The sequence below is a fragment of the Denitratisoma sp. agr-D3 genome, from assembly GCF_054658675.1.
On sequence record NZ_BAAGIA010000002.1, the window covers coordinates 390,805 to 413,090 of the forward strand.

A 22,286-nucleotide genomic window follows, 5' to 3' on the forward strand; every position below is an offset into this window, starting at 1 on the left:
GGCGTCCCGGTGGGGACGGTATCCATCATGACAGGCGGGAAATCCCCGTCAATCGAGCGAAGGTCATAAGTCCGCCGCCATGCCCCTGCCCATGGGGCTTTCCCTGGTCGACGCAGCCCCTCCGGTATACTTCACCGCCTTATGCGCGCACATTTTCCCTCCCCCTTCCGTTTTTTCGCCTGCTTCACCCTGGTCCTGGCCGCTGTTTGTTTTAGCGTCGCCGCCCGCGCCCAGGCCCTGCCGCCGCCGACCCTGGCCGCCAGCGCCTGGATTCTGGTGGACCATTTCTCCGGCCAGGAGCTGGTGGCGGTCAACGCCGACAAGCGGGTGGAGCCCGCCTCCCTGACCAAGCTGATGACGGCCTACCTGACCTTCGGCGCCCTCCAGCAGGGCAAGCTCAAGCTGGAGCAGACCGTGCCCGTCTCGGAAAAAGCCTGGAAGACCGACGGCTCCAAGATGTTCATCGAACCACGCAAGCCGGTGACGGTGGACGAGTTGATCCACGGCATGATCATCCAGTCTGGCAACGACGCCTGCATCGCCCTGGCCGAGGCCATCGCCGGCAGCGAGGAGGCCTTCGTCGCCATGATGAACCGGGAGGCCCAGCGCCTGGGGCTGAAGGACACCCACTTCATGAACGCCACCGGCCTGCCCGACCCCCAGCACTATTCCACCGCCCGCGACCTGTCCCTGCTGGCGCGGGCCATCATCCGCGACTTCCCCCAGTTCTATCCGCTCTATTCGAACAAGTCCTTCACCTACAACAAGATCACCCAGCCCAACCGCAACCGCCTGTTATGGCTTGATCCCACGGTGGACGGCATGAAGACCGGCCACACCGACAGCGCCGGCTACTGCCTGATCGCCAGCAGCAAGCGCGGTCTGCGCCGCCTGGTGTCGGTGGTGTTGGGCACCGACTCCGACAACGCCCGCGCCCAGGAATCCTTGAAGCTGCTCAACCACGGCTATCTGGCCTTCGACGCCTACAAGCTCTACGACAAGGGCCAGGCCATTTCCAAGCTCAAGGTGTACAAGGGCGCCAGCAACACCCTGGGCGCCGGTTTCAGCGAGGACTTCGTGGTCTCCCTGCCCAAGGGCGTGCCCCTGGACCGGCTGAAGGTGCAGCTCAAGAGCCGCCAACCCCTGGTGGCGCCGGTGGCCGCCGGCGCCGTGGTGGGCACCCTGACCCTGACCCTGGACGACAAGTCCCTGGGTGACTTCCCGGTCCAGGCCCTGGAAGCGGTACCCGTCGCCGGCCTGTTCGGCCGCAGCTGGGATGCCGTCAAGCTCCTGTTCCAATAACACCGCCCCGCCGCCGGCTTGGCACGCCCTCGCGGCGCCGGCCGTGGCGGCCCAGCTGGCCGTGGACCCGGTCCGGGGCCTGGCACCGGACCAGGTTGTCGCCCGCCGTGCCGACCACGGCCCCAACCGCCTGGCGGAGCCGCCGCCCCGCGCCGCTTGGCGCCGTTTCGCCGACCAGTTCAAAAGTCTGCTGATCCTGATCCTCCTCGCCGCCGCCGTCGTGGCCGGCGTCATGGGGGACGGCAAGGACGCCGTGGTGATCCTGGCGGTGGTGCTGCTCAACGCCGGTCTCGGCTTCGTCCAGGAACAGCGGGCCGAGGCGGCCCTGGCCGCGCTCAAGGACATGTTGGCGCCGGTTGCCCGGGTGCGCCGCGACGGCGCGGTCCAGCAGGTGCCGGCGGATGCCCTGGTGCCCGGCGACCTGATCCTGCTCGAGGCCGGCGACCACGTGCCCGCCGACGCCCGCATCCTGGCGGCCCATGCCGCCGAGGTGGCGGAAGCGGCCCTGACCGGCGAGGCGGTGGCGGTGGCGAAGCAGACCGAGGCCCTCCCCGCCGACACGCCCCTGGCGGAACGGAGCAACTGCCTGTACATGAACACCGTGGTCACCCGGGGTCGGCTTGAGGCGGTGGTGACCGCCACCGCCATGGCCACCGAAATGGGCCGCCTGGCCCACCTGCTGCAACAGGCCGAGGCGGCTGCCACGCCCCTGCAAGACCAACTCGACCAGCTCGGCAAGCGCCTGGCCGTCATTGCCGGCGCGGTGGTGGCGCTGATCTTCGTCCTCGGCGTGGCCCGTGGCGACGATTGGGGCCAAACCGCCCTGACCGCCATCGCCCTGGCCGTGGCGGCGATACCCGAAGGGTTGCCGGCCGTGGTCACGGTCACCCTGGCCCTGGGCATGCAACGCATGGCCCGGCGCAACGCGGTGGTGAAAAAACTGGCGGCGGTGGAAACCCTGGGCTGCACCACGGTGATCTGCGCCGACAAGACCGGCACCCTGACCGAGGGCCGCATGACGGCGCGGGTGGTCTATCACGGCGGACGCACCTTCCAAGTGGACGGCGACGCTCTACGGGCCGACGACGATGGCGCGCCACCCGCGCCAGCCGACTGCTCCGCCCTGTTGCCGCCCCTGGTCCTGTGCAGCGACGTCCAACTGCGGGGGAGCGAACTGATCGGCGAGCCCACCGAGGCGGCTCTGCTGGCCCTGGCCCTACGCCTTGACCCCACCGCCGTTGACCGCCTGCGCCGGGCTTCGCCCCGCATCGCGGAAATCCCCTTCGACGCGGGCCATAAATTCATGGTCACCTGCCACCGGGACGGCGATCAGGTGCAGCTCTGGTTCAAGGGCGCGCCGGACGTGTTGCTGCCCCTGGCCCGGCTCGATGCTGCCGAGCGCCAGGCCTACGCCGCCGCGAACGACCGACTCACGGGCCAGGCCCTGCGGATCATCGTCCTGGCCGGGCGGCGCATGGCCGCCGCCGAGTTCGACGCCGCCCAGGCCCGGGGCGACGCGCCCATGACGTGGGCGCGGGAATTGATCCCGCTGGGCTTGGTGGGCTTGGCCGATCCGCCCCGGGCCGAGGCCAGGGAGGCCATCCGCCTCTGCCGTCGGGCCGGCATCGCGGTGAAGATGATCACCGGCGACCACCGCGCCACCGCCGCCGCCGTGGCGCGGGAGCTGGGGGTGGTGGGCCCCGTGCGCGAAGGCCGGGAACTGGAGGGCCTGACGGACGAGGCCCTGCGCGCCCTGGTGATGGAGACCGTGGTGTTTGCCCGGGTGGCGCCCGAGCACAAGCTGCGCATCGTCCGCGCGCTCCAGGCCCGGGGCCAGGTGGTGGCCATGACCGGCGACGGGGTGAACGACGCGCCGGCCCTGAAGGCGGCGGACATCGGTATCGCCATGGGTCGCGGCGGCACGGCGGTGACGCGAGAAGCGGCCACCCTGGTGCTGGCGGACGACAATTTCGCCACCATCGTCGGCGCGGTGCGGGAAGGCCGCACCATCTACGACAACATCGTCAAGTTCGTCCGCTTCCAGTTGTCCACCAACATCGGTGCCATCCTCACCGTGCTCGGCGCCCCCCTGCTGGGCCTGCCGACGCCCTTCAACGCGGTGCAGATCCTGTGGGTGAACATCATCATGGACGGTCCGCCGGCCATGACCTTGGGGGTCGAGCCCAGCCGCCCCGGCGTCATGGACGAACCGCCCCGCCAGCGGGACGTCGCCATCCTCGGTGGCCCGCGCCTATTGCGCATCGCCCTCTACGGCCTGACCATGGCCGTCGGTACCCTGGCCGCCTACTGGATCGGCCTGCACCATCTGGGGCCTGGCCACGACGCCCGCTACGCCGCCACCCTGGCCTTCACCACCTTCGTCCTGTTCCAGTTCTTCAACATCTTCAACGCCCGGGCCGACCGGGGCAGCGCCTTCAATGCCCAGTTCTTCCATAACGGCCGGCTGTGGGCCGCCCTGGCGGCGGTGTTGCTGTTGCAGGTCCTGGCGGTGCATTGGGGGCCGGCCCAGGCCCTGTTCGACACCGTGGACCTGTCCCCGCCCCATTGGGGCCTGGCCTTCGCCGTGGCCGCCAGCGTGCTGCTGTTGGAGGAGGGACGCAAATACCTGCGCCGGCGGGGCCTGTTGCGCTGGCCTGCGTCGCCGGAATAGGCACTTAGTGCGAAAATCGCCCTTTTCCCCTTTGGAATCCCCGTGTCCCTGATCTATCTCAACGGCGAATACGGCCCCCTGGAAGACGCCCGCGTCCCGGTGATGGACCGGGGTTTCCTCTTCGGCGACGGCATCTACGAAGTGGTGCCGGTGTACGACCGGCGACCCTTCCGTCTGGCGGAACACCTGCAACGCCTGGACCGCAGCCTGGCCCAGGTGCGCATCGCCAATCCCCACGACGAGGCGGCCTGGGCGGCCCTGCTCGCTCCCGTCATCGCCGCCGCGCCCTGGCCCGACCAGTCGCTGCTGATCCAGGTCACCCGGGGCGTCGCGCCGGTGCGCAACCACGCCTTCCCCGCGCCGGCGCCGAGCCCCACGGTGTTTGTCATGGCCGAGGCCCTCAATTCGCCCGATGCGGCCCTCAAGGCCGAGGGCGTGGCCGCTGTGTCGGCGGCGGACAACCGCTGGCTGCGCTGCGACATCAAGACCATTTCCCTGCTGGCCAACTGCCTGCTGCGGCAAAAGGCCGTGGACGCCGGCTGCGCCGAGACGGTGATGTTCCGCGACGGCATGCTCACCGAGGGCGCCGCCGCCAACATCTTCGTCGTCAAGGACGGCGTGCTGCTGGCGCCCCAGAAGAACCACCTGATGCTGACCGGCATCACCTACGACGTGGTACTGGAAATTGCCGCCCGTCACGGCCTGCCCTGCCAGGTGCGGGACATCACCGACGCCGAGCTGCGGGCCGCCGACGAACTGTGGCTGAGTTCCTCCACCAAGGAAATCCTCGCCATCGTCAGTCTCGACGGCCGTCCCATTGCAAATGGCCGTCCTGGCCCCATCTACCGGCAAATGGACGGTTGGTACCAGCAGTTCAAGCAAGACGTGATGCGCGCATGAGCGGGGAATCCGCTCCCGTCGCGGCCCGGAGGACTGCGCCGGTCCGGTCCGCGTATTGAATAAAAGGAATCCCATGGCCGAAGAAACACTCCTCGAATTTCCCTGCGACTTCCCCTTGAAGATCATGGGCGCCAGCCGCGACGGCTTCGCCCAGGCCGTCGTCGAGGTGGTGGTCAAGCACGCCCCCGACTTCGATGCCGCCACGGTGGAGATGCGGCCCTCCAAGGCCGGCAACTACCTGTCCCTCACCTGCACCGTGCGCGCCACCTCCAAGGCCCAGTTGGATGCCCTCTACCTGGAACTGACCGGCCACCCCTGGGTGCGCATCGTGCTCTGATGACCATCCTGGTACGCCGCCTGGGGCGGGTGGACTACGCCCCCACTTTCCGCGCCATGCAAGACTTCACCGCCGCCCGGGGCGAGGACACCCCCGACGAGATCTGGCTGGTGGAGCATCCCCCCGTGTTCACCCAGGGCCTGGCCGGCAAGGCCGAGCACCTGCTGCGGGACGTGGGCATTCCCGTGGTGCAGATCGACCGGGGCGGCCAGGTCACCTACCATGGCCCCGGCCAGATCGTGGTCTATCTGCTGCTGGACCTGCGCCGGCGCGGTTTCAAGGTACGGGAGCTGGTGCACCGCATGGAGCAGGCCCTGATCGACTGCCTGGCGACCTACGGCGTGGCGGCCCAGCGCAAGGAGGGCGCCCCCGGCGTTTACGTCGGCGAAGCCAAGATCGCCGCCCTGGGCCTGCGCATCAAGAACGGATGCAGCTACCACGGCCTGTCCCTCAACGTGGACATGGACCTCTCCCCCTTCAAGGCCATCAACCCTTGCGGCTACGCGGGCATGGAGGTCATTCAGTTGCGCGATCTTGCCGATCCGGGCAAGCTGGCGGACGTGCAGGAGAAACTTCTCGCCTGCCTGGAAGAACAGTTGAAAGAAAAGCCATGAGCGAACGCGGTGTCAAACAAAAAGGCGAGGCCAAGACGGCCCGCATCCCCATCAAGATCGTCCCCCTCGAGCAGGCCCTGAAGAAGCCCGAGTGGATCCGGGTCAAGGCCGGCTCCAACGCCACCCGCTTCAACGAAGTGAAGCAGATCCTGCGTGACCACCAGTTGCACACCGTGTGCGAGGAAGCCACCTGTCCCAACATCGGCGAGTGCTTCGGCAAGGGCACCGCCACCTTCATGATCCTCGGCGACATCTGCACCCGCCGCTGCCCCTTCTGCGACGTGGGCCACGGCAAGCCCCTGCCGGTGGATGACGCCGCCGCCGCCAAGCTCGGCGCCACCATCGCCGCCATGAAGCTCAAGTACGTGGTGATCACCAGCGTGGACCGGGACGATCTGCGCGACGGCGGTGCCCAACACTTCGTCGACTGCATCAACGAAACCCGGACCCAGTCCCCCAGCACCCAGATCGAAGTACTGGTGCCCGACTTCCGCGGCCGTCTCGACATCGCCCTCGACATCTTCGCCACCGGCCTGCCCGACGTGATGAACCACAACCTGGAAACCGTGCCCCGCCTCTACAAGCAGGCCCGGCCCGGCGCCGACTACGAACATTCGCTACAGTTGCTGAAGCAGTTCAAGGCCCGTCACCCCAGCATTCCCACCAAGTCCGGCCTGATGGTGGGCATCGGCGAAACCGACGAGGAAATCCTGCAAGTGATGCGCGACCTGCGCGCCCACGACGTGGACATGTTGACCATCGGCCAATACCTGGCCCCCTCGGGCCACCACCTGCCGGTGCTGCGCTACGTCCATCCCGACACCTTCAAGCGGTTTGAAGAAGAAGCGCTGAAGATGGGATTCAAGAACGCCGCCTGCGCACCGATGGTGCGCTCCAGCTACTGGGCAGACCAGCAGGCCCACGGCGCCGGCGTTTGATGTGAATTCCAACGATCTGGACTACTGCGGATCGTTGCTGGTCTACCCCCATCGGCAGGAACCGCGACGACTAACCCGGTTTGCGCGCCACCAAGCCGATCAGGGCGGAGCGGCCGCGGTGGCCGAGGCCCTCGTTGATCTCGTCCTCGTACTCCACCAATTCCTCAATGGTCCAATCGGTGAAGGCCTCCCGCAGCAGATCGGCGGTGTAGAGGTTTTCCACGGTGGAGGGGCCGCCGGTGCGGTATTCCAGTTGGCGCGGGGTATAGCCCTGGAGCAGGATGCGGCCGCCGGGGGCGGTGGCCCGTTTCAGGGCGGCGAACTGGCGTGTTCGTTCCTGCGGACCGACGAATTGGATGAAGATGCCCACCACCCAGTCGAAGGCCGCCGTCATGGTCGGGGGCGGCCAGTCGGCGGCGAGCATGTCCGCCACCTGGAAGTCCACGCTCACGCCGCGGCCCGCCGCCAGGCGTCGGGCCTTTTCCACGGCGACCGGCGAGATTTCCACCGCCGTCACTTGCAGGCCTTGTTCCGCCAACCAGACCGAGTTGCGGCCCTCGCCGTCGGCCACGGCCAGGGCGTTGTGGCCCTGGGTCAGCAGTTCGGCGCGATGGGCGAGGAAATGGTTGGGTTCGGTACCGAACAGATAGTCCTTGCCCGCATCGCGGTAGCGGGCGCTCCAGTGGGATTCCTGGTTCATGGCACGGAGACCTTATGAGGGTTGATAGCTGACCCGCTCGTAGTCGTCGCCCCGTTCCAGCAGGCCGAGCAGGGTGATGGTCTTGCCGTCGCGCAATTGCAGGACGCGACGGGGGCGGAAGGTGCCGGCGGGGACCACCAGACTTTCCTCTTCCTGTCCCGGGGCGAAACGGGGTAGGAAATAACCGGCGCGCCAGCCGGCCTGGGGATCGTCCTCGCCTTTCACCGGGGCCGCGCTGGCCGGGCCGGGCAGCAGGCGCGCGCCGGCCACCAGCCAGCCGCCGTCGTCCACGTCGACTCGCAGCCAGGCGACGCTGGCGAGCAGATACTGGCTGCCTCCCGGCGGTTGCAGCGCCAGCAATTGCCCTGGGCGGAGGGCGCGCGTTCCGGCTTGGCCGAGAGGACGCGCCAGGCGCAGGGTCAGGGCGGAGTCGTCGGTCATGAGCCAGCCTTCCTCCACGGGGGGTGGCGGGCTGGCGACGGGGGGCGGCGCGGCGCGGTGTTCGTTGCCGAACAGGGCCATCTGTTCCCGATCCCGGCGCAGGTCGGCAATGGAACGCTGGGCTTCCGGTGCCGCCTGACGCAGGGAGCGGCCACCGGAAAGGTGAAAGAACAGGCTGTCGCCGTCGGTCAGCACGGGGCCCGGCGCGCCCGTGGGGCGGGGCGCCAGGCAGCGCGGGGCGATGCCTTTGCACCAACGACCGTAAAGCAGTTTGAGCAGGGGCTCGCAGGCTGCGGCGGGGCAGTCGTCCCCCAGTTGCAAGTCGGCCGGACTGCGGCCCTGGCCGAGCAGGGCGAGCCGGGACTTGATGCTGTCGCGCAGGGCGTGGGTCAGCAGCAGGCGAGCGCCGGGGCCGTCCCAAGGGAGATGGCGGGGAGGCTGGTCGCCGGCCAGGTCCAGCGCCAGGGGCAGGGCCTGCGCCTGGGTGGGGAGCTGCCGCGCCAGGACCAGCTTGGCGCCCCAGCGTCGCGCCCAGCGGGCAGTCCAGGTCAATTGCCGCGGCGACAACTCGAACAGACCGGCCGTGTGCAGCAAAACCGCTTCACCGTAGGCGGCGAGGACGCTGGTGGGGGCATCGCCGTGGCGCTGGGGATCGGCCACCGGCGTTGTCGTCAGTTGCCTTTCCTCGGCCAGGACCAGCAGCCGGTGCAGCCCGGCCCAATCGGCATGGGGCAGCAGTTGTCCGCCGCGCAGGGTTTCGAGCAGGAGGCTGACGTACTGGCTGGCGGCCCGTTGCAGCGACTGGGCGGCGAAGGCGGGGTCGCCTGCGGCCAGGGCCGGTGCCAGGCAGTGCAGGGCGCTGGTCAAGCAGGCGCGGCGCAAGGCCAGGGCGCCGTCCAGGTGCGCCTGCTCCGTCGCCGCCAGGGGCAAGGCCTTGCCGCTATAACGCTTGCCAGCCTCCTCCTGGGCGAAGGCGACCGCCTTGCGCAGGGTGTCGAGCACGGCCAGCCGTTGCGCCGGATCCAGGGGGCGGCGGTTGAGCTTGCCGAGTTCCGTCGTCAGGGCATCGCGCATCCGGGTCGGATCGGTCAGGGGCAGGGCGGCCAGCCAGGTCTTGGCCTCGGCCGCGTTGGCGAAGGCGGCGGGGTCCGCGCCGTCCAGGGGCGGCAGGGAAAAAATTTCCACGTCAGGCACCGCTGGCCAGTTCCGCCAGGGCCCGCACCAAGGCCTGGCGTAAGTCGTCGCTGCTGGGGGCCGGCCGGTTTGGCGCGGGGCGTTGGGGCGCCGACCAGACGCTGGCGGGGAAGTGGCTGTCGTCGCGCCAACGGGGAATGACGTGCCAGTGCAGGTGGGGCACCATGTTGCCGAGGGCGGCGAGGTTGATCTTGTCCGGCGCCGACACCTCGCGCACGGCCAGTTCCAGGGCATGCACCACCCGCCACAGGTGGTGTTGGTCGGCGACGGAAAGATCGCTCATCTCGGCCACGTGGTCCTGCCACACCACCCGGCAAAAGCCCGGGAAGGTCCGGCCTTCCTCGCCCTCGACGCGGATCACCCGGCAGCGTCCGTCCTGCCAGAGGAGTTCGCCACCGGCTTGGTGGCAGAGGGGACAATCGGTCGGCGCGGGGGTGGTATCGGTCATGGGCATTTCCTTTTTTTGCTTTAGCCGAAAGAGTAATAACAAAAGGCGATCTTTAGGGCATGAATACCTTACGTTTGGTAACAAATTCTGCGCCTGGTGGAACCAGATCGGCACGGGGACTCGGTACACTCCGGGCCATGCGACACGCTTACCTCTTTTTATTGCTGGGCTTGGCCTTGCCCGCCCTGGCGGGGGACGGTTTGGGTTTGGATCCCTTCGCCACCCGCGACGGTTTGAAGACCTTCACGCCGTGCAGCCCCGTCGAAAACGGTCCCCTGTCCTTGACCCAGGTGGTGGACGGCGCCCTTTGCGCCAATCCGCAAACCCGCGAGGCCTGGGCCAATGCCCGCGTCCAGGCTGCCCAACTGGGCGTGGCCGAGGCCGCCTGGCTGCCCACCCTGAGCGCCAGCGCCGGCAGCGGCCGCAACCGCAGCAACGGCGTGGACAACGACCAGCGCACCTTGGGGCTGACCGCTTCCTGGTTGTTGTTCGACTTCGGTGCCCGTTCCGCCAACATCGAGAACGCCCGCCAATTGCTGGAGGCCGCCAACGCCACCCGCGACGCCACGGTGCAATCGGTGTTCCTGGCGGCGGTGCAGGCCTTCTACCAGGCGCAGAGCGCCGAGGCTTCCCTGGCCGCGGCCAGGGAAGCGGAAAAGGCCGCCGAACAGAGCTTCCGCGTCGCCGACGCCAAGTACGCCGTGGGCAGCGCCGCCCCCGCCGACAAGCTCCAGGCCCAGACCGCCTATTCCCAGGCCCAGTTGACGCGGATCACCGCGGAAGGCGCGCTGAAGACCGCCCAGGGCACCCTGGCCGCCGTGCTCGGCCGCGACGCCCATCGTCCGGTGGTCCTGGCGGCCCCGACGCCGGTGCCCGCCGCCGACGGCTTTGCCAAGGACGTGAACGCCCTGGTGGACGAAGCCCGCCGCCGCCGTCCCGACCTGCTGGCCGCCCAGGCCCAGGTCAAGGCCGCCGAAGCCGGCGTGGACGCCGCCAAGGCCGCCCACCTGCCCAGCCTGTCCCTGGGCTTCACCGGCAGCGACACCAAGACCGGTGGCGTCGAGAACCGCAGCGGCACCCTCGGCGTAACCCTGTCGGTGCCCTTGTTCACCGGTTTTTCCACCACCTACAAGGTGCAGACCGCCGAAGCCCAGCGCGAGGCCAAGGCCGCCCAGGCGGAAAAGCTGCGTCTGCAAGTGGCCCAGGATGTGTGGAACGCCTGGCAATCCCTGCTCACCGCCACCCAGACCGTGCGCACCACCGCCGACCTGATCGTCAGCGCCGAGCAGTCGGACAAGGTGGCCCGGGGCCGCTACGCTGCCGGCGTCGGCACCCTGCTGGAAATGCTCACCGCCCAAAGCGCCCTGGCCAGCGCCCGCCAGCAGCGGGTGACGGCCCTCTATAGCTGGAACATCGCCCGCACCACCCTGGCCCAGGCCATGGGCGTGCTCGACAACAACATCCTTACTGCCGCCACGGAAGGCAACACGCCATGAAGTTGAAAACCATCGGGATCGGTGCCCTCGCCCTGCTCGTCGTCGGCGCGGGGGGCTACGGCCTTTACGCCTGGCTGAGCAAGCCCGACGCCGAACAGCGCTACAAGACCCAGGCCGTGGAGAAGGGCGACGTGGCCCAGAACGTCTCCGCCAACGGCACCCTCAACCCGGTGATCCTGGTCAGCGTCGGTACCCAGGTCTCGGGCACGGTGCGCAAGCTGCTGGTGGACTACAACAGCAAGGTGAAGCAGGGCCAGGAATTGGCCGAGCTGGACGACGTGCTCTACACCTCCCAGGCCAACCAGGACCTGGCCAACCTGAAGAGCGCCCGGGCCAGCCTGGAGCTGGCCGCCGCCAACGAGAAGCGGATGCAGACCCTGTTCGCCCAGGAATACGTTTCCCGCCAGGAGCTGGACCAGGCGGTGCAGGCGCGCAAGGCCGCCGCCGCCGCAGTGGAGCAGCAGCAGGCCGCCGTGGCCAAGAGCCGGGCCAACGCCAATTACACGGTGATCCGTTCGCCGGTGTCGGGCATCGTGGTGGACCGCCAGGTGGACGTGGGCCAGACCGTGGCCGCCAGCTTCCAGACGCCGACCCTGTTCAAGATCGCCCAGGATCTGACCAAGATGCAGATCGACTCCGCCTTCGCCGAGGCCGATATCGGCCAGATCAAGGAAGGCCAGCCGGTGCGCTTCAACGTGGACGCCTTTCCCAACCGGGCCTTCAACGGCGTGGTCAAGCTGATCCGGCTCAACCCCACCACCACGTCCAACGTGGTCACCTACGATGTGGTGATCACCGTGGACAACCCGGACCAAATTCTGCTGCCGGGCATGACCGCCTATGTGAACATCAACGTGGCGAAGCGCCAGGATGCGCTGCTGGTGCCCAACGCCGCCCTGCGCTTCAAGCCCCTGGACCAGACCGCCAGCGCCGCCAAGCCCGGCGAGAAAAAACCCGAGGGCCAGCGTAAGCGCGACGCCGGCAGCGGCACCGTGTGGGTGCTGGAAGGCGACAAGCTGCGCGCCGTGGCCCTCAAGGTCGGCATCACCGACGGCCGCAACACCGAGGTGCTGGAGGGCGAGTTGAAACCCGGCGACAAGCTGGTGGTGGCGGAGAATTCCGGCAAGGGCAAGGCCGCCGGCAACACGCCGCCCGGTCCCCAGTTCAGGCCCTTCTGATGGCGGACGCCGTTATCCGGGTGACGGGTCTGCACAAGGCCTACGACACCCCCGCCGGTCCCTTCCCCGTGCTCAAGGACGTCAACCTGTCCATCGTGCCGGGGGAGTTCGTCGCCATCATGGGTCCCTCCGGTTCCGGCAAGTCCACCTTCATGAATATCCTCGGCTGCCTTGATCGGCCCAGCAGCGGCGAGTACGTGCTGGACGGCAAGGCCGTCAGCGCCATGAGCAAGGACGACCTGGCCGGCGTGCGTGGTGGCCTGATCGGTTTCGTCTTCCAGGGCTTCAACCTGCTGCCCCGCATCAGCCTGGAGGAGAACGTGGCCCTGCCCCTGGTGTATGGCCGGGTGGAAAAGGAGGAGCGGCTGCGCAAGGCCCGCGTCATGCTGGACAAGGTGGGCCTGGGCCAGTACGCCAAGTCCCTGCCCAACCGCATTTCCGGCGGCCAGCAGCAGCGTGTCGCCATCGCCCGGGCCCTGGTCAACAGCCCGCGCTTGATCCTGGCCGATGAACCCACGGGCAATCTGGACACGAAGACCTCGGAAGAAATCATGGCCCTGTTCGAGGAACTCAACCGGGAAGGCATCACCATCGTCCTGGTCACCCACGAGCCGGACATCGCCTATCACGCCAAGCGCCTGGTGCGCTTCCGCGACGGCCGCATCGTCCATGACGGCGACGTGTCCCACGCCCATCACGACGACGGCCACGGCGAGGGCGCTGTTCCCGTCGCCGCCGTCAGCGAGGGGAGCCCGACATGATCTACACCCTGCTCGGCCAAGCCTGGAGCGCCATGGGCGCCAACCGGCTGCGTACCTTCCTCACCATGCTCGGCATGGTCATCGGCGTCGCCGCCGTGGTGCTGATGACCGCCATCGGCCAGGGCGCCCAACTGGCGGTGGCGGAGTCCATCAATTCCATGGGCGCCAACCTGTTTATCGTCCTCTCCGGGTCCACCACTTCCAGCGGTGTTCGCATCGGCACCGGCAATGCGCCGACCCTGACCGTGGCCGACGCCAACGCCATCGAGGAATTGCCCGGCGTCGCCGCCGTGGCGCCGATCCATCCCGGTTCGGCCCAGGTCCTGTACGGCAACAACAACTGGGCCACCCAGGTCTTCGGCGTCACGCCGTCCTACCTGGACGTGCGTTCCTGGCCGGTGGAAGAGGGCCTGCCCTTCACCGACACCGATCTGCGCTCCGTGACCCGGGTCGCCCTGCTGGGCAAGACCGTCGCCACCACCCTGTTCGGCGACGAGGATCCGGTGGGCAAGACCATCCGCATCCGCAACAGCCCCTTCCAGGTGATGGGCGTGCTGGGCAAGAAGGGCCAGAGCCTGGATGGCCGCGACCAGGACGACACCATCCTGATCCCCCTCACCACCGCCCAGCGCAAGGTGTTCGGCACGTCCTTCCCCGGTTCCGTGCGCTTCATGCAGGTCCAGGCCAGCAGCCCCGAGTTGATGGCCTCGGTGGAAAAATCCATGAATTCCCTGCTGCGCCAGCGCCACCGCATCCGGGAAAACCAGGACGACGACTTCGCCATCCGCAACCTCACCGCCGTCGCCGACTCCGCCGCCGAGACCACCCGCATCATGTCCCTGCTGCTGGGCGCCATCGCCTCCGTCTCCCTGCTGGTGGGCGGCATCGGCATCATGAACATCATGCTGGTGTCGGTGACGGAACGCACCCGGGAGATCGGCATCCGCATGGCCATCGGCGCCCGGGAGCGGGACATCCTGCTCCAGTTCCTGCTGGAGGCCATCGTGATTTCCGTCGCCGGCTGCCTGATCGGCCTGGTGCTGGGTATCGGCGGCGCCCTGCTGGCCAACGCCCTGGCCAAGACCGCCGTGGTGATCTCCGGCTCCTCGGTGCTGCTGGCCTTCGGCGTGGCGGCCACGGTGGGCATCTTCTTCGGCTTCTACCCGGCCCGCAAGGCGGCCCGCCTCGATCCCATCGAAGCGCTGCGCTACCAGTGATCCGCCCATGAGTGCCGCTCCTTTCGCTTCCTGGGGCCGAGTCCTGCTGGCGGCGGCCCTGGGCGCGGTCGCCGTGGCCGGCTTCGCCCCGTTCGAGTGGTGGCCCCTGCCCCTGTTCAGCCTGGCGGCCCTGCTCATCCTGTGGCGCGACGCATCGCCACGCCGCGCCGCCCTGCTGGGTTACGGCTGGGGCCTCGGCTTTTTCCTGACCGGCGTCTCCTGGGTTTATGTGAGTCTGCACGACGTGGGCGGCATGGCCTTGCCCCTGGCCGCCGCCGCGACCCTGTTGTTCTGCGCCTATCTGGCCCTATTCCCGGCCCTGGTCGGCTATCTGCTGGCGCGTCTGCGGAGTGGCCGGCCCTGGGCCGATGCCCTGTTGTTTGCGTCCCTCTGGACCGCCACGGAATTCCTGCGCGGCTACCTGTTCACCGGCTTTCCCTGGCTGGCCTTGGGCTATGCCCAGACGCCGCCCAGTCCCCTGGCGGGGTACGCGCCCGTGCTGGGCAGCTACGGCGTCGCTTGGATCGCCGCCTTCGCCGCCGCGCTGCAGGCCAAGCTGATCGCCCTGCGCGCCTGGCGGCCCGCCCTGGCGCCCTGCGCGCTGCTGGCGATCCTGGCCGGCCTGGGCATGGGGTTGCGGGCCGTGACCTGGACCGCGCCGGTGGGCAGTCCCTTCAGCGTCAGCCTGTTGCAGGGGAACATTCCCCAGCAATTGAAGTGGGACCCGGACAACCTGCACCTGTCCATCGACAGCTATCGCCGCCTCGCCGCCGAGCACCCCGCCGACCTGACCGTGCTGCCGGAAACGGCGATCCCCCTGTTCTTCCAGCAGATTCCCCTGGACGTGCTGGCCAGTTTCGTCGGCCATGGCCAGGCCCTGGTGGGCGCCGCCCTGCGCGGCAACAACGAGCAGGAGTACAGCAACAGCGCCTTGCTGCTGGGCAGCCTCAGCGATGGCGGCTTCAACGTGAACTTCTACAGCAAGCGCCACCTAGTGCCCTTCGGCGAATTCATTCCGCCGGGCTTCGCCGGTTTCCTGCAATTGGTGAACATCCCCCTGGCCGGCTTCACCCCCGGCCCCCGCCAGCAGTCGCCCCTGGCCTGGCGCGACCAGCGGCTGATGCCCAACATCTGCTACGAGGATTTGTTCGGCGAGGAAATCCGCGACGCCTTGCAGGGAGAAAACCCCGCCACGGTGCTGATCAACCTGTCCAACACCGCCTGGTTCGGCCACTCCCTGGCCCAGCCCCAGCATTTGCAGATCGCCCGTCTGCGCGCCCTGGAAAGCGGCCGGGTCATGCTGCGCGCCACCAACACCGGCATGACCGCCGCCATCGAGCCCGACGGCCGGGTCAGCGCCCGGCTCGAACCCTTCACCCGCGGCGCCCTGACCGTGATGGTCCAGGGCCGGGAAGGGCGGACACCCTACGCCGTTTGGGGCCACCTGCCCGCCCTGGCCTTGCTGTTGGCCGGCTTGGCACCGGCCTGGATCCGTCGGCGCCAGGCTGTCGCAAAGTCGACAAGGGGCTGAGGGCCCCATCCCGCACCGGTCCCGCGCCGATTACGGGACCGGCGCGCAAACCCGGGCGCGGCGGGCCTCGGGCCTTCCGCCGGGATTTCCCCGCCCCCTGGGCATCCATATTGCTGATGGCTGTCCATGAGCGCCTCAGCCCTGGATACCGTCCTCGATTACCACCGCCGCACCAAGCACCGCCTCGACGGCTACGCCGCCGGGCCGGAAGCCCTGGACTGGGACGACCAGCCCGCCCCCTTCCGCCATTTCGACCGGGCCGAACGGGTGGCGCTGCCCTTGCTGTCGGACGATGGCGCGGACAGCGGCCCGGACAATGGCCCGGACAGCAGTCTTAGCGGCCAGCCCCGCCCCCTGGACCTGGCCGCCCTCGGCGCCTTGCTGCAACTGTCCCTGGGCATCACCGCCTGGAAGGCCGCCGGTCCTGACCGCTGGGCGGTGCGGGCCAATCCCTCCAGCGGCAACCTGCATCCGGTGGAGGCTTATCTGCTGCTGGCCGGCGTGCCGGGCCTGGCGGACGGGCTCTGGCACTACCGGCCCGACGACCATGCCCTGGAATGCCGCGCCGCCTGCGCTACCCAGGCCCTACCGCCCCAGGCGGCCCTGCTTCTGACCACCGTGCCCTGGCGCGAGGCCTGGAAATACGGCGAGCGGGCCTTCCGCTACTGCCAGCTCGACGTCGGTCACGCCCAGGCTGCCGTGGCCCAGGCCGCCCGCCTGCTGGGCTGGCGCGTGGCGGAACAACCGTTGCCCCACGCCAGCCTGTCCCGTCTGTCCGGCACCGACCGCGACCAGGATTTCAACGGCGGACGCCGGGGCCGCGCCGACACGGAGCGGGAAGAAGCGGAACTGCTGCTGACCTTGTCCGCCGCCGGCGAGGAAGGGCGCTTCGATCCGGCGCCCTGGCTGGCCGCCCTGACCGAAACCCGCTGGTCCGGGGTTGCCAGCGTCATCGACCGTCATCCCCTTTACCAGTGGCCCGTCATCGACCAGGTGATCGCCGCCAGCCGCGACGGCACCGTGTGTACGCCGACCCTGGCGGCCGGGCCGTTGCCGGCGGCGGCAATCCTGCGGCAACGGCGCAGCGCCCAGCGTTTCGATCCGCGCCACGTCCTGCCCCAGCGGGATTTCGTCGCGCTCCTGGCCGCCACCGCGCCCGAGCGGCGCAGCAGTTTCCACCTGCTGTTGTTCGTCCATCGGGTGGAGGGTCTGGCGCCCGGCGTCTACCTGCTGCCGCGCAACGAGGCGGGCCGCGCCCTGTGTGCCGGTCTGGGCAAGGCGCCGACGCCGGTGCTGGATATCCCCGGCCTGGGCTCCCTGCTCAAGCTGGCCGAGGTGGACCCCAAGCGGCTCCAGGCCACCGCCCGGCAATTGCAGTGCCACCAGGACCTGGCCGCCAGCGGCAGCTTTTCCCTGGCCATGGTGGCCCGCTTCGGCGACGTGGTGCGCGAGGCGCCGGCCCGCTATCGCACCCTGCTGCGGGAGGCCGGCGTCATCGGTCATGCCCTCTACCTCCAGGCCGAGGCCCTGGGCGTGCGCGGTTGCGGCATCGGCTGCTTTTTCGACGATGCCGTGCACGGTCTGCTGGGCCTCAAGGACGACGCCTTCCAAAGCCTTTACCACTTCGCCGTGGGGTTGCCGGTCATCGACCCCCGCATCGACACCCTGCCTCCCTATACCCACCGAAACGAGAACGCCGCCATGAATCCCACCAGCGAGAACGCCGCCAGCCCTGCCTACCACTGCATTCCCGCCGACGAGGCGGCGCGCATGATCCTCGACGCCCGCCAGGGCAAGCTCACGGGCCTGGTGCTGCTCGACAGCCGCGACGCCCAAAGCTATCAGCAAGGCCATGTGGATGGCGCCATGAACCTGTCCGGCGCCAACCAGGACCGCCTGCTGCTCAAGCTCGACAAGGGGGCGCCCATCGTCATCTACTGCTATCACGGCAACGCCAGCCGCACCCACGCCGCCACCTTCAGCGACTTCCGCTTCCAGAACGTGTACAGCGTGGACGGCGGTTACGCGCCCCTGGCGGCGGCCCTGGCCGAGGCGGAGCAGGGCGCCGCGGCCCCGGCGGCAACGGCCCAGGCCGGCGACAAGGCGTCCGCCGAGTTGCTGGCTTTCCTCCAGGCCTGGAACTTTGATCCCGCCGACCTCGACGCGCCGCGCAAGAACAGCCTGACGCCCCTGATGCGGGCCGCCCTGCTGGGGGACGAGGCCCGGGTGGCGGAGTTGCTGGCCCTGGGCGTGGACATCGCCTATCTCAACGGCGACGGCAACAACGCCCTCTGGCTGGCTTGCGTCTCCGGCAACGGCGCCGTGGTGCAGCGTCTGATCGACGCCGGCATCGAAAAGGACAACCGCAACCTGCTCGGTTCCACGCCCCTCATGTACTGTGCCTCCAGCGGCAAGGCCGACATGCTCAAGCTGCTGCTGGACAACGGCGCCGATCCCCTGGTGGAAAACTTCGACGACGCCCGCGCCGCCGACCTCTGCGCCACCATGGACTGCCTGCGCCTGCTGCGCACCACGGCCCGTTGAGAATTGTTCGCAAAAACCCTTGCCAAGGTTGTCGATCCCCCAGATAATGAGATCAGTTCTCAAAAAGGTTCGATCATGAGCGCCCGCCTGACCACCCTGAAGCCTGGCCAACCCGCCGCCATCGCGGCCATCCATGCCGCCGAGGCGCTGCACCACCGGCTCAATTCCCTTGGTCTGCGTGTGGGCAAGCAAATCCAGGTATTGCGCCAGGCGGCCTTCCGCGGCCCGCTCCATGTACGGGTGGGCAGCACCGACATCATCATCCGCCGCAGCGACGCCGACTGCATCGAGTTGCGGGCGGTCTGAGCCGCCTTTCCATGAGCAAGCGCATTGCCCTGTTGGGCATGCCCAACACGGGCAAATCCACCCTGTTCAACCGTCTTACCGGCGCCAGCGCCCGGGTCGGCAACTGGCCCGGCGTTACCGTGGACCTGCTGTCCGCCAAGATCCTGGTGGGCGGCGACATGGTGGAAATTGTTGACCTGCCCGGCATCTACGACCTGCACGGCTATTCCGACGACGAGAAGGTGGTGCGCCACTTCCTGGAGCAGCAGGCCTTGGACCTGCTGATCGTGCCGGTGAACGCCCTGCAACTGGACCGCCACCTGGTGCTGCCCCTGCAATTGGCGGAACTGGGTTTGCCGGTGCTGGTGCTGGTGAACATGATGGACGAGGCCAAGACCCTGGGGGTGAGCATCGACACCCGGGCCCTGGCCGCTGGCCTGGGCCTGCCGGTGGTGGCCATCAGCGCCAAGTACGGCCTGGGCCAGGGGGAGATGCTGGAAGCCCTGCGCGCCGCCCTCCATGCCAGTGCCGGCATGGCGGCGGGGGCCGCGACCACCGCCACCACTGCCCAGGCGGCCCGCCAGCGCCTGGCGGCCGACGACGGCCTGGAGGACAAGGTGGCCGCCCTGACCCGTAGCGCGGTGGACGTGCCGCTGCACCTGCCCGAGCGCCTCACCGACAAGCTGGACAAGGTGCTGATGCACAACGTCTTCGGCCTGCCCCTGTTCTTCGTCGCCATGTTCTGTGTTTTCGCCGGCGTGTTCTGGCTGGGCGGCCCCTTGCAGGATGGCATGGAATGGCTGTTCGACCAGTTCAACGGCCACGTCCTCAGCCCCGCCCTGGCCGGCGCGCCGGAGTTGTTGCGGGGCTTCATCGTCGAGGGGCTCTACGGCGGCCTGTCCACCGTCGCCGCCTTCGTGCCGGTGATCGTGCTGTTTTTCTTCTTCATGGCGGTGGTGGAGGATTCGGGCTATCTGTCCCGCGCCGCCTACCTGATGGACGCCCTGATGGTGCGCCTGGGCCTCGACGGCCGCAGCTTCGTCATGTTGCTGATGGGCTTCGGCTGCAACGTGCCGGCCATCATGGGCACCCGGGTCATGCGCAGTCGCGCCCTGCGCCTGTTGTCCATGCTGGTGATTCCCTTCTCCCTCTGCTCGGCGCGCTTGCAGGTCTTCCTCTTCATCATCGGCGCCTTGTTCGCCCCGGCGGCGGCGCCCTGGGTGCTGATGTCGCTCTACCTGATGAGTTTCGCCACCGCCTTCCTCACCGCCCTGCTGCTGCGCAAGGACAAGCACTTCCGTTCCAGCGAGCCCTTCGTCATCGAACTGCCGCCCTATCGCCTGCCCACCCTGCGCCAGGTGTGGATGCGGGGCTGGCTGGAGGTGCGGCATTTCCTGGTGCGGGCCACCAAGATCATCGTCGCCGGGGTGGTGCTGGTCTGGCTGCTCACCCACCTGCCCGCCGGGGTGGAGCCCGCCAGCGCCGCCAGCTACGCCGGTATGGTGGGTCACTGGATGCAGCCCATCCTCGGCCCCCTGGGCATCGACGAAAAACTGACCATCGCCCTGATCTTCGGCTTCGTCGCCAAGGAGGTGGTGATCGGTGCCCTGGCGGTGATCTACGGCATGGAGGGCGACGCCCTGGGCCAGCACATCGCCGCCAGCCTGACCACGGTGCAAGCCTACAGCTTCATGCTGTTCTGCCTGATCTACACCCCCTGCCTGTCCACCATCGCCACCATCCGCGCCGAGGCTCGCAGCATCGGTTTCGCCCTGCTGGCGGTGGTCTGGCCCCTGGCCCTGGCCTGGGCTGCCAGCTTCGTTTTCTATCAGGTCGCCAGCCGCCTGGCGGCGGCCTGAGTGCGGCCTGACCCCGGTCCGGCGCGCCGATCCGTTATCATGGCGGCCTTGCGAAAGGCCACGGCACCATGAAAGGCAACACCGAAAACCTCATCGAAATCGAAGACCTGCACTTCGCCTACGGCGCGAACCAGGTGCTTCAGGGCATCAACCTGACCATTCCCCGCGGCAAGGTGGTGGCGATCCTCGGCGTCAGCGGCTCCGGCAAGAGCACCCTGCTGCGCCAGATCGGCGGCCAACTGCACCCCGACCAGGGCCAGGTGCGGGTGAACGGCAAGGTCATGCACACGCTGGACCCCGACGGCCTTTACGCCATGCGTCGCCAGATGGGGCTGATGTTCCAGGCCGGCGGCCTGTTCACCGACATCTCGGTGTACGAGAACGTGGCCTTCCCCATGCGCGAGCTGACCGATCTGCCGGAGGAAATCATCCGCGACCTGGTGCAGATGAAGCTCCAGGCCGTGGGCCTGCGCGGCGCCATGGAGCTGATGCCCAACGAGCTGTCCGGCGGCATGGCCCGCCGCGTTGCCCTGGCCCGGGCCATCGCCCTCGATCCCATGCTGGCCATGTACGACGAGCCCTTCGCCGGCCTCGACCCGATCTCCCTCAACCAGATCGCCGGCCTGATCCGTAGCCTCAACGACGCCCTGGGCGTGACCTCCATCGTCGTCACCTACGACATGAGCGAATCCCTCAAAGTGGTGGACTACGCCTACTTCATCCACCACGGCAAGGTGGTGGCGCAAGGCACGCCGGCGGAAATCGAAGTCTCCGACAACCCCTTCGTGCACCAGTTCGTCCATTCCGAACCCGACGGTCCCGTGGCCTTCCACGCCGACGCCGTGCCCTACGCCGAGGACCTGGGGGTCTGAGCCGGCCCGGGCAAGTGCGCAATCCCGGTCAGGACCGGCGGCGCGCTTCCCGGCAAAGTGGCGCCTGATTGAGGAGGTGCCATGACGGCGGCGGAATCACGCGAAAAGCGAAATCCGGGCGGGCGCTATGCCCGACGGTTCCAGAAGGTGTTCGACTACATCCACACCCATCTGGACGAGGAGTTGTCGGTGGAGACCCTAAGCCGGGTCGCCCACTTTTCCAAGTTCCATTTCCATCGCCAGTTCTTCCTGTTCGTCGGTCTCAATGCCGCGCGGTACATCCAGTTGCTGCGGCTCAAACGGGCGTCCTATCGCCTGGTGTTCGAGCCCAAGGCGCGGGTGATCGACATTGCCTTGCAGGCCGGCTTTGAAAACCCGGAATCCTTTTCCCGGGCCTTCAAGGCCGCCATCGGCCAGACACCTTCTCAATTCCGCAAGGGCCCGGCCTGGCAGCCGTGGACCGAGCGGCTCCAGATACCCGCCATTGAGAGGACCGAACCTATGGAAGTGAAGATCATCGATTTCCCCGCCACCGACATCGCCGTGCTGGAACACCGGGGCGCCCCGGCCCTGGTGCACGACACCGTGCAGCGCTTCATCGACTGGCGCAAGACCACCGGCCTGTCGCCGGTGCACAGCAGCCGCCATTTCGGCATCGCCTACGACGACCCGGCCACCACGCCGCCCGAGCAGTTCCGCTTTGACCTGGGGGGCTCCGTCACCGCGCCGGTGCCCGAGAACCCCTGGGGCGTGGTCAACAAGCACCTTCCCGCCGGGCGTTGTGCCGTGGTGCGCCACCTGGGCAGCCGCGACCACATCGGCGACAGCATCTATCCGCTTTACCGGGAGTGGCTGCCCCAGAGCGGCGAGGATCTGCGCGACTTCCCCCTGTTTTTCGAATACCTGAACCTGATTCCCCAGGTCGAGGAACACGCCCTGGTGACGGACATTTTCTTGCCGCTGCGCTGAGCCGGACTTCCCGCCGGGGCGGCCCCCGG

General features: G+C 68.4%; 19 protein-coding genes. 16 read left to right on the plus strand and 3 right to left on the minus strand.

All coding sequences use genetic code 11. The annotated features are described in order from the left end of the window. Positions 1 to 141: 141 nt before the first annotated feature. The 6 genes from ACYQ2U_RS06855 to lipA all read left to right on the plus strand — a co-directional run bounded on the left by ACYQ2U_RS06855 (position 142) and on the right by lipA (position 6,762). Complete coding sequence (locus ACYQ2U_RS06855; RefSeq protein ID WP_459949613.1) at positions 142 to 1,302, plus strand: D-alanyl-D-alanine carboxypeptidase family protein; 1,161 nt, start codon at positions 142 to 144, stop codon at positions 1,300 to 1,302. Then, positions 1,277 to 3,973 carry a cation-translocating P-type ATPase gene (locus ACYQ2U_RS06860; RefSeq protein WP_459949614.1) on the plus strand — a complete coding sequence of 899 codons (2,697 nt, stop codon included), beginning with the start codon at positions 1,277 to 1,279 and terminating at the stop codon, positions 3,971 to 3,973. The genes ACYQ2U_RS06855 and ACYQ2U_RS06860 overlap by 26 nt, the downstream gene beginning before the upstream one ends. Before the next feature lie 48 nt (positions 3,974 to 4,021). Continuing rightward, a complete protein-coding gene (locus ACYQ2U_RS06865) occupies positions 4,022 to 4,873 on the plus strand; it encodes a D-amino acid aminotransferase (RefSeq protein ID WP_459949932.1) in 852 nt (283 codons plus the stop codon). A 73-nt stretch (positions 4,874 to 4,946) separates the two neighbouring features. Next, on the plus strand, positions 4,947 to 5,210 hold the full coding sequence (locus tag ACYQ2U_RS06870) for a YbeD family protein (RefSeq protein ID WP_459949615.1): 264 nt from the start codon (positions 4,947 to 4,949) through the stop codon (positions 5,208 to 5,210). After that, positions 5,210 to 5,824: a lipoyl(octanoyl) transferase LipB gene (lipB, locus tag ACYQ2U_RS06875; protein WP_459949616.1), complete on the plus strand. Its 615-nt coding sequence runs from the start codon at positions 5,210 to 5,212 to the stop codon at positions 5,822 to 5,824. Before ACYQ2U_RS06870 ends, lipB begins: the two co-directional genes overlap by 1 nt. Next, positions 5,821 to 6,762 (plus strand): lipoyl synthase, encoded by a 942-nt coding sequence (lipA, locus tag ACYQ2U_RS06880; RefSeq protein ID WP_459949617.1) that lies wholly within the window; start codon positions 5,821 to 5,823, stop codon positions 6,760 to 6,762. Before lipB ends, lipA begins: the two co-directional genes overlap by 4 nt. Before the next feature lie 70 nt (positions 6,763 to 6,832). Here the strand turns inward: lipA and ACYQ2U_RS06885 are convergent, their stop codons facing one another. The 3 genes from ACYQ2U_RS06885 to ACYQ2U_RS06895 are packed head-to-tail and all read right to left on the minus strand — an operon-like array spanning position 6,833 to position 9,545. Further along, positions 6,833 to 7,462 carry an SAM-dependent methyltransferase gene (locus ACYQ2U_RS06885; protein ID WP_459949618.1) on the minus strand — a complete coding sequence of 210 codons (630 nt, stop codon included), beginning with the start codon at positions 7,460 to 7,462 and terminating at the stop codon, positions 6,833 to 6,835. Between the two features lie 12 nt (positions 7,463 to 7,474). After that, on the minus strand, positions 7,475 to 9,088 hold the full coding sequence (locus tag ACYQ2U_RS06890; RefSeq protein WP_459949619.1) for a hypothetical protein: 1,614 nt from the start codon (positions 9,086 to 9,088) through the stop codon (positions 7,475 to 7,477). Position 9,089: 1 nt separating this feature from the next. Further along, the gene (locus ACYQ2U_RS06895; protein ID WP_459949620.1) at positions 9,090 to 9,545 is read right to left on the minus strand and encodes an HIT family protein; all 456 of its coding nucleotides are present in this window, start codon (positions 9,543 to 9,545) and stop codon (positions 9,090 to 9,092) included. A 137-nt stretch (positions 9,546 to 9,682) separates the two neighbouring features. Here ACYQ2U_RS06895 and ACYQ2U_RS06900 point away from each other — a divergent pair, with 137 nt between their 5' ends. The 10 genes from ACYQ2U_RS06900 to ACYQ2U_RS06945 all read left to right on the plus strand — a co-directional run bounded on the left by ACYQ2U_RS06900 (position 9,683) and on the right by ACYQ2U_RS06945 (position 22,257). After that, positions 9,683 to 11,041, plus strand: a complete 1,359-nt coding sequence (locus tag ACYQ2U_RS06900; RefSeq protein ID WP_459949621.1) for a TolC family protein — start codon at positions 9,683 to 9,685, stop codon at positions 11,039 to 11,041. After that, on the plus strand, positions 11,038 to 12,219 hold the full coding sequence (locus tag ACYQ2U_RS06905; RefSeq protein ID WP_459949622.1) for an efflux RND transporter periplasmic adaptor subunit: 1,182 nt from the start codon (positions 11,038 to 11,040) through the stop codon (positions 12,217 to 12,219). The genes ACYQ2U_RS06900 and ACYQ2U_RS06905 overlap by 4 nt, the downstream gene beginning before the upstream one ends. Then, positions 12,219 to 12,980, plus strand: coding sequence for an ABC transporter ATP-binding protein (locus ACYQ2U_RS06910; protein WP_459949623.1), 762 nt, complete (start codon positions 12,219 to 12,221; stop codon positions 12,978 to 12,980). The genes ACYQ2U_RS06905 and ACYQ2U_RS06910 overlap by 1 nt, the downstream gene beginning before the upstream one ends. Further along, on the plus strand, positions 12,977 to 14,197 hold the full coding sequence (locus ACYQ2U_RS06915) for an ABC transporter permease (RefSeq protein WP_459949624.1): 1,221 nt from the start codon (positions 12,977 to 12,979) through the stop codon (positions 14,195 to 14,197). The genes ACYQ2U_RS06910 and ACYQ2U_RS06915 overlap by 4 nt, the downstream gene beginning before the upstream one ends. A 7-nt stretch (positions 14,198 to 14,204) precedes the next feature. Further along, on the plus strand, positions 14,205 to 15,728 hold the full coding sequence (gene lnt / locus ACYQ2U_RS06920; RefSeq protein ID WP_459949625.1) for an apolipoprotein N-acyltransferase: 1,524 nt from the start codon (positions 14,205 to 14,207) through the stop codon (positions 15,726 to 15,728). Positions 15,729 to 15,854: 126 nt separating this feature from the next. Beyond that, positions 15,855 to 18,272, plus strand: coding sequence for an ankyrin repeat domain-containing protein (locus tag ACYQ2U_RS06925; RefSeq protein ID WP_459949626.1), 2,418 nt, complete (start codon positions 15,855 to 15,857; stop codon positions 18,270 to 18,272). Between the two features lie 75 nt (positions 18,273 to 18,347). Then, entirely contained in the window at positions 18,348 to 18,578 is a 231-nt protein-coding gene (locus ACYQ2U_RS06930; RefSeq protein WP_459949627.1) for a FeoA family protein, read from the plus strand. An 11-nt stretch (positions 18,579 to 18,589) separates the two neighbouring features. Beyond that, positions 18,590 to 20,416 (plus strand): ferrous iron transport protein B, encoded by a 1,827-nt coding sequence (gene feoB / locus ACYQ2U_RS06935; RefSeq protein WP_459949628.1) that lies wholly within the window; start codon positions 18,590 to 18,592, stop codon positions 20,414 to 20,416. Positions 20,417 to 20,484: 68 nt separating this feature from the next. Beyond that, entirely contained in the window at positions 20,485 to 21,288 is an 804-nt protein-coding gene (locus ACYQ2U_RS06940; protein ID WP_459949629.1) for an ABC transporter ATP-binding protein, read from the plus strand. 147 nt (positions 21,289 to 21,435) lie between these two features. Then, positions 21,436 to 22,257, plus strand: coding sequence for an AraC family transcriptional regulator (locus ACYQ2U_RS06945; RefSeq protein ID WP_459949630.1), 822 nt, complete (start codon positions 21,436 to 21,438; stop codon positions 22,255 to 22,257). Positions 22,258 to 22,286 lie beyond the last annotated feature (29 nt).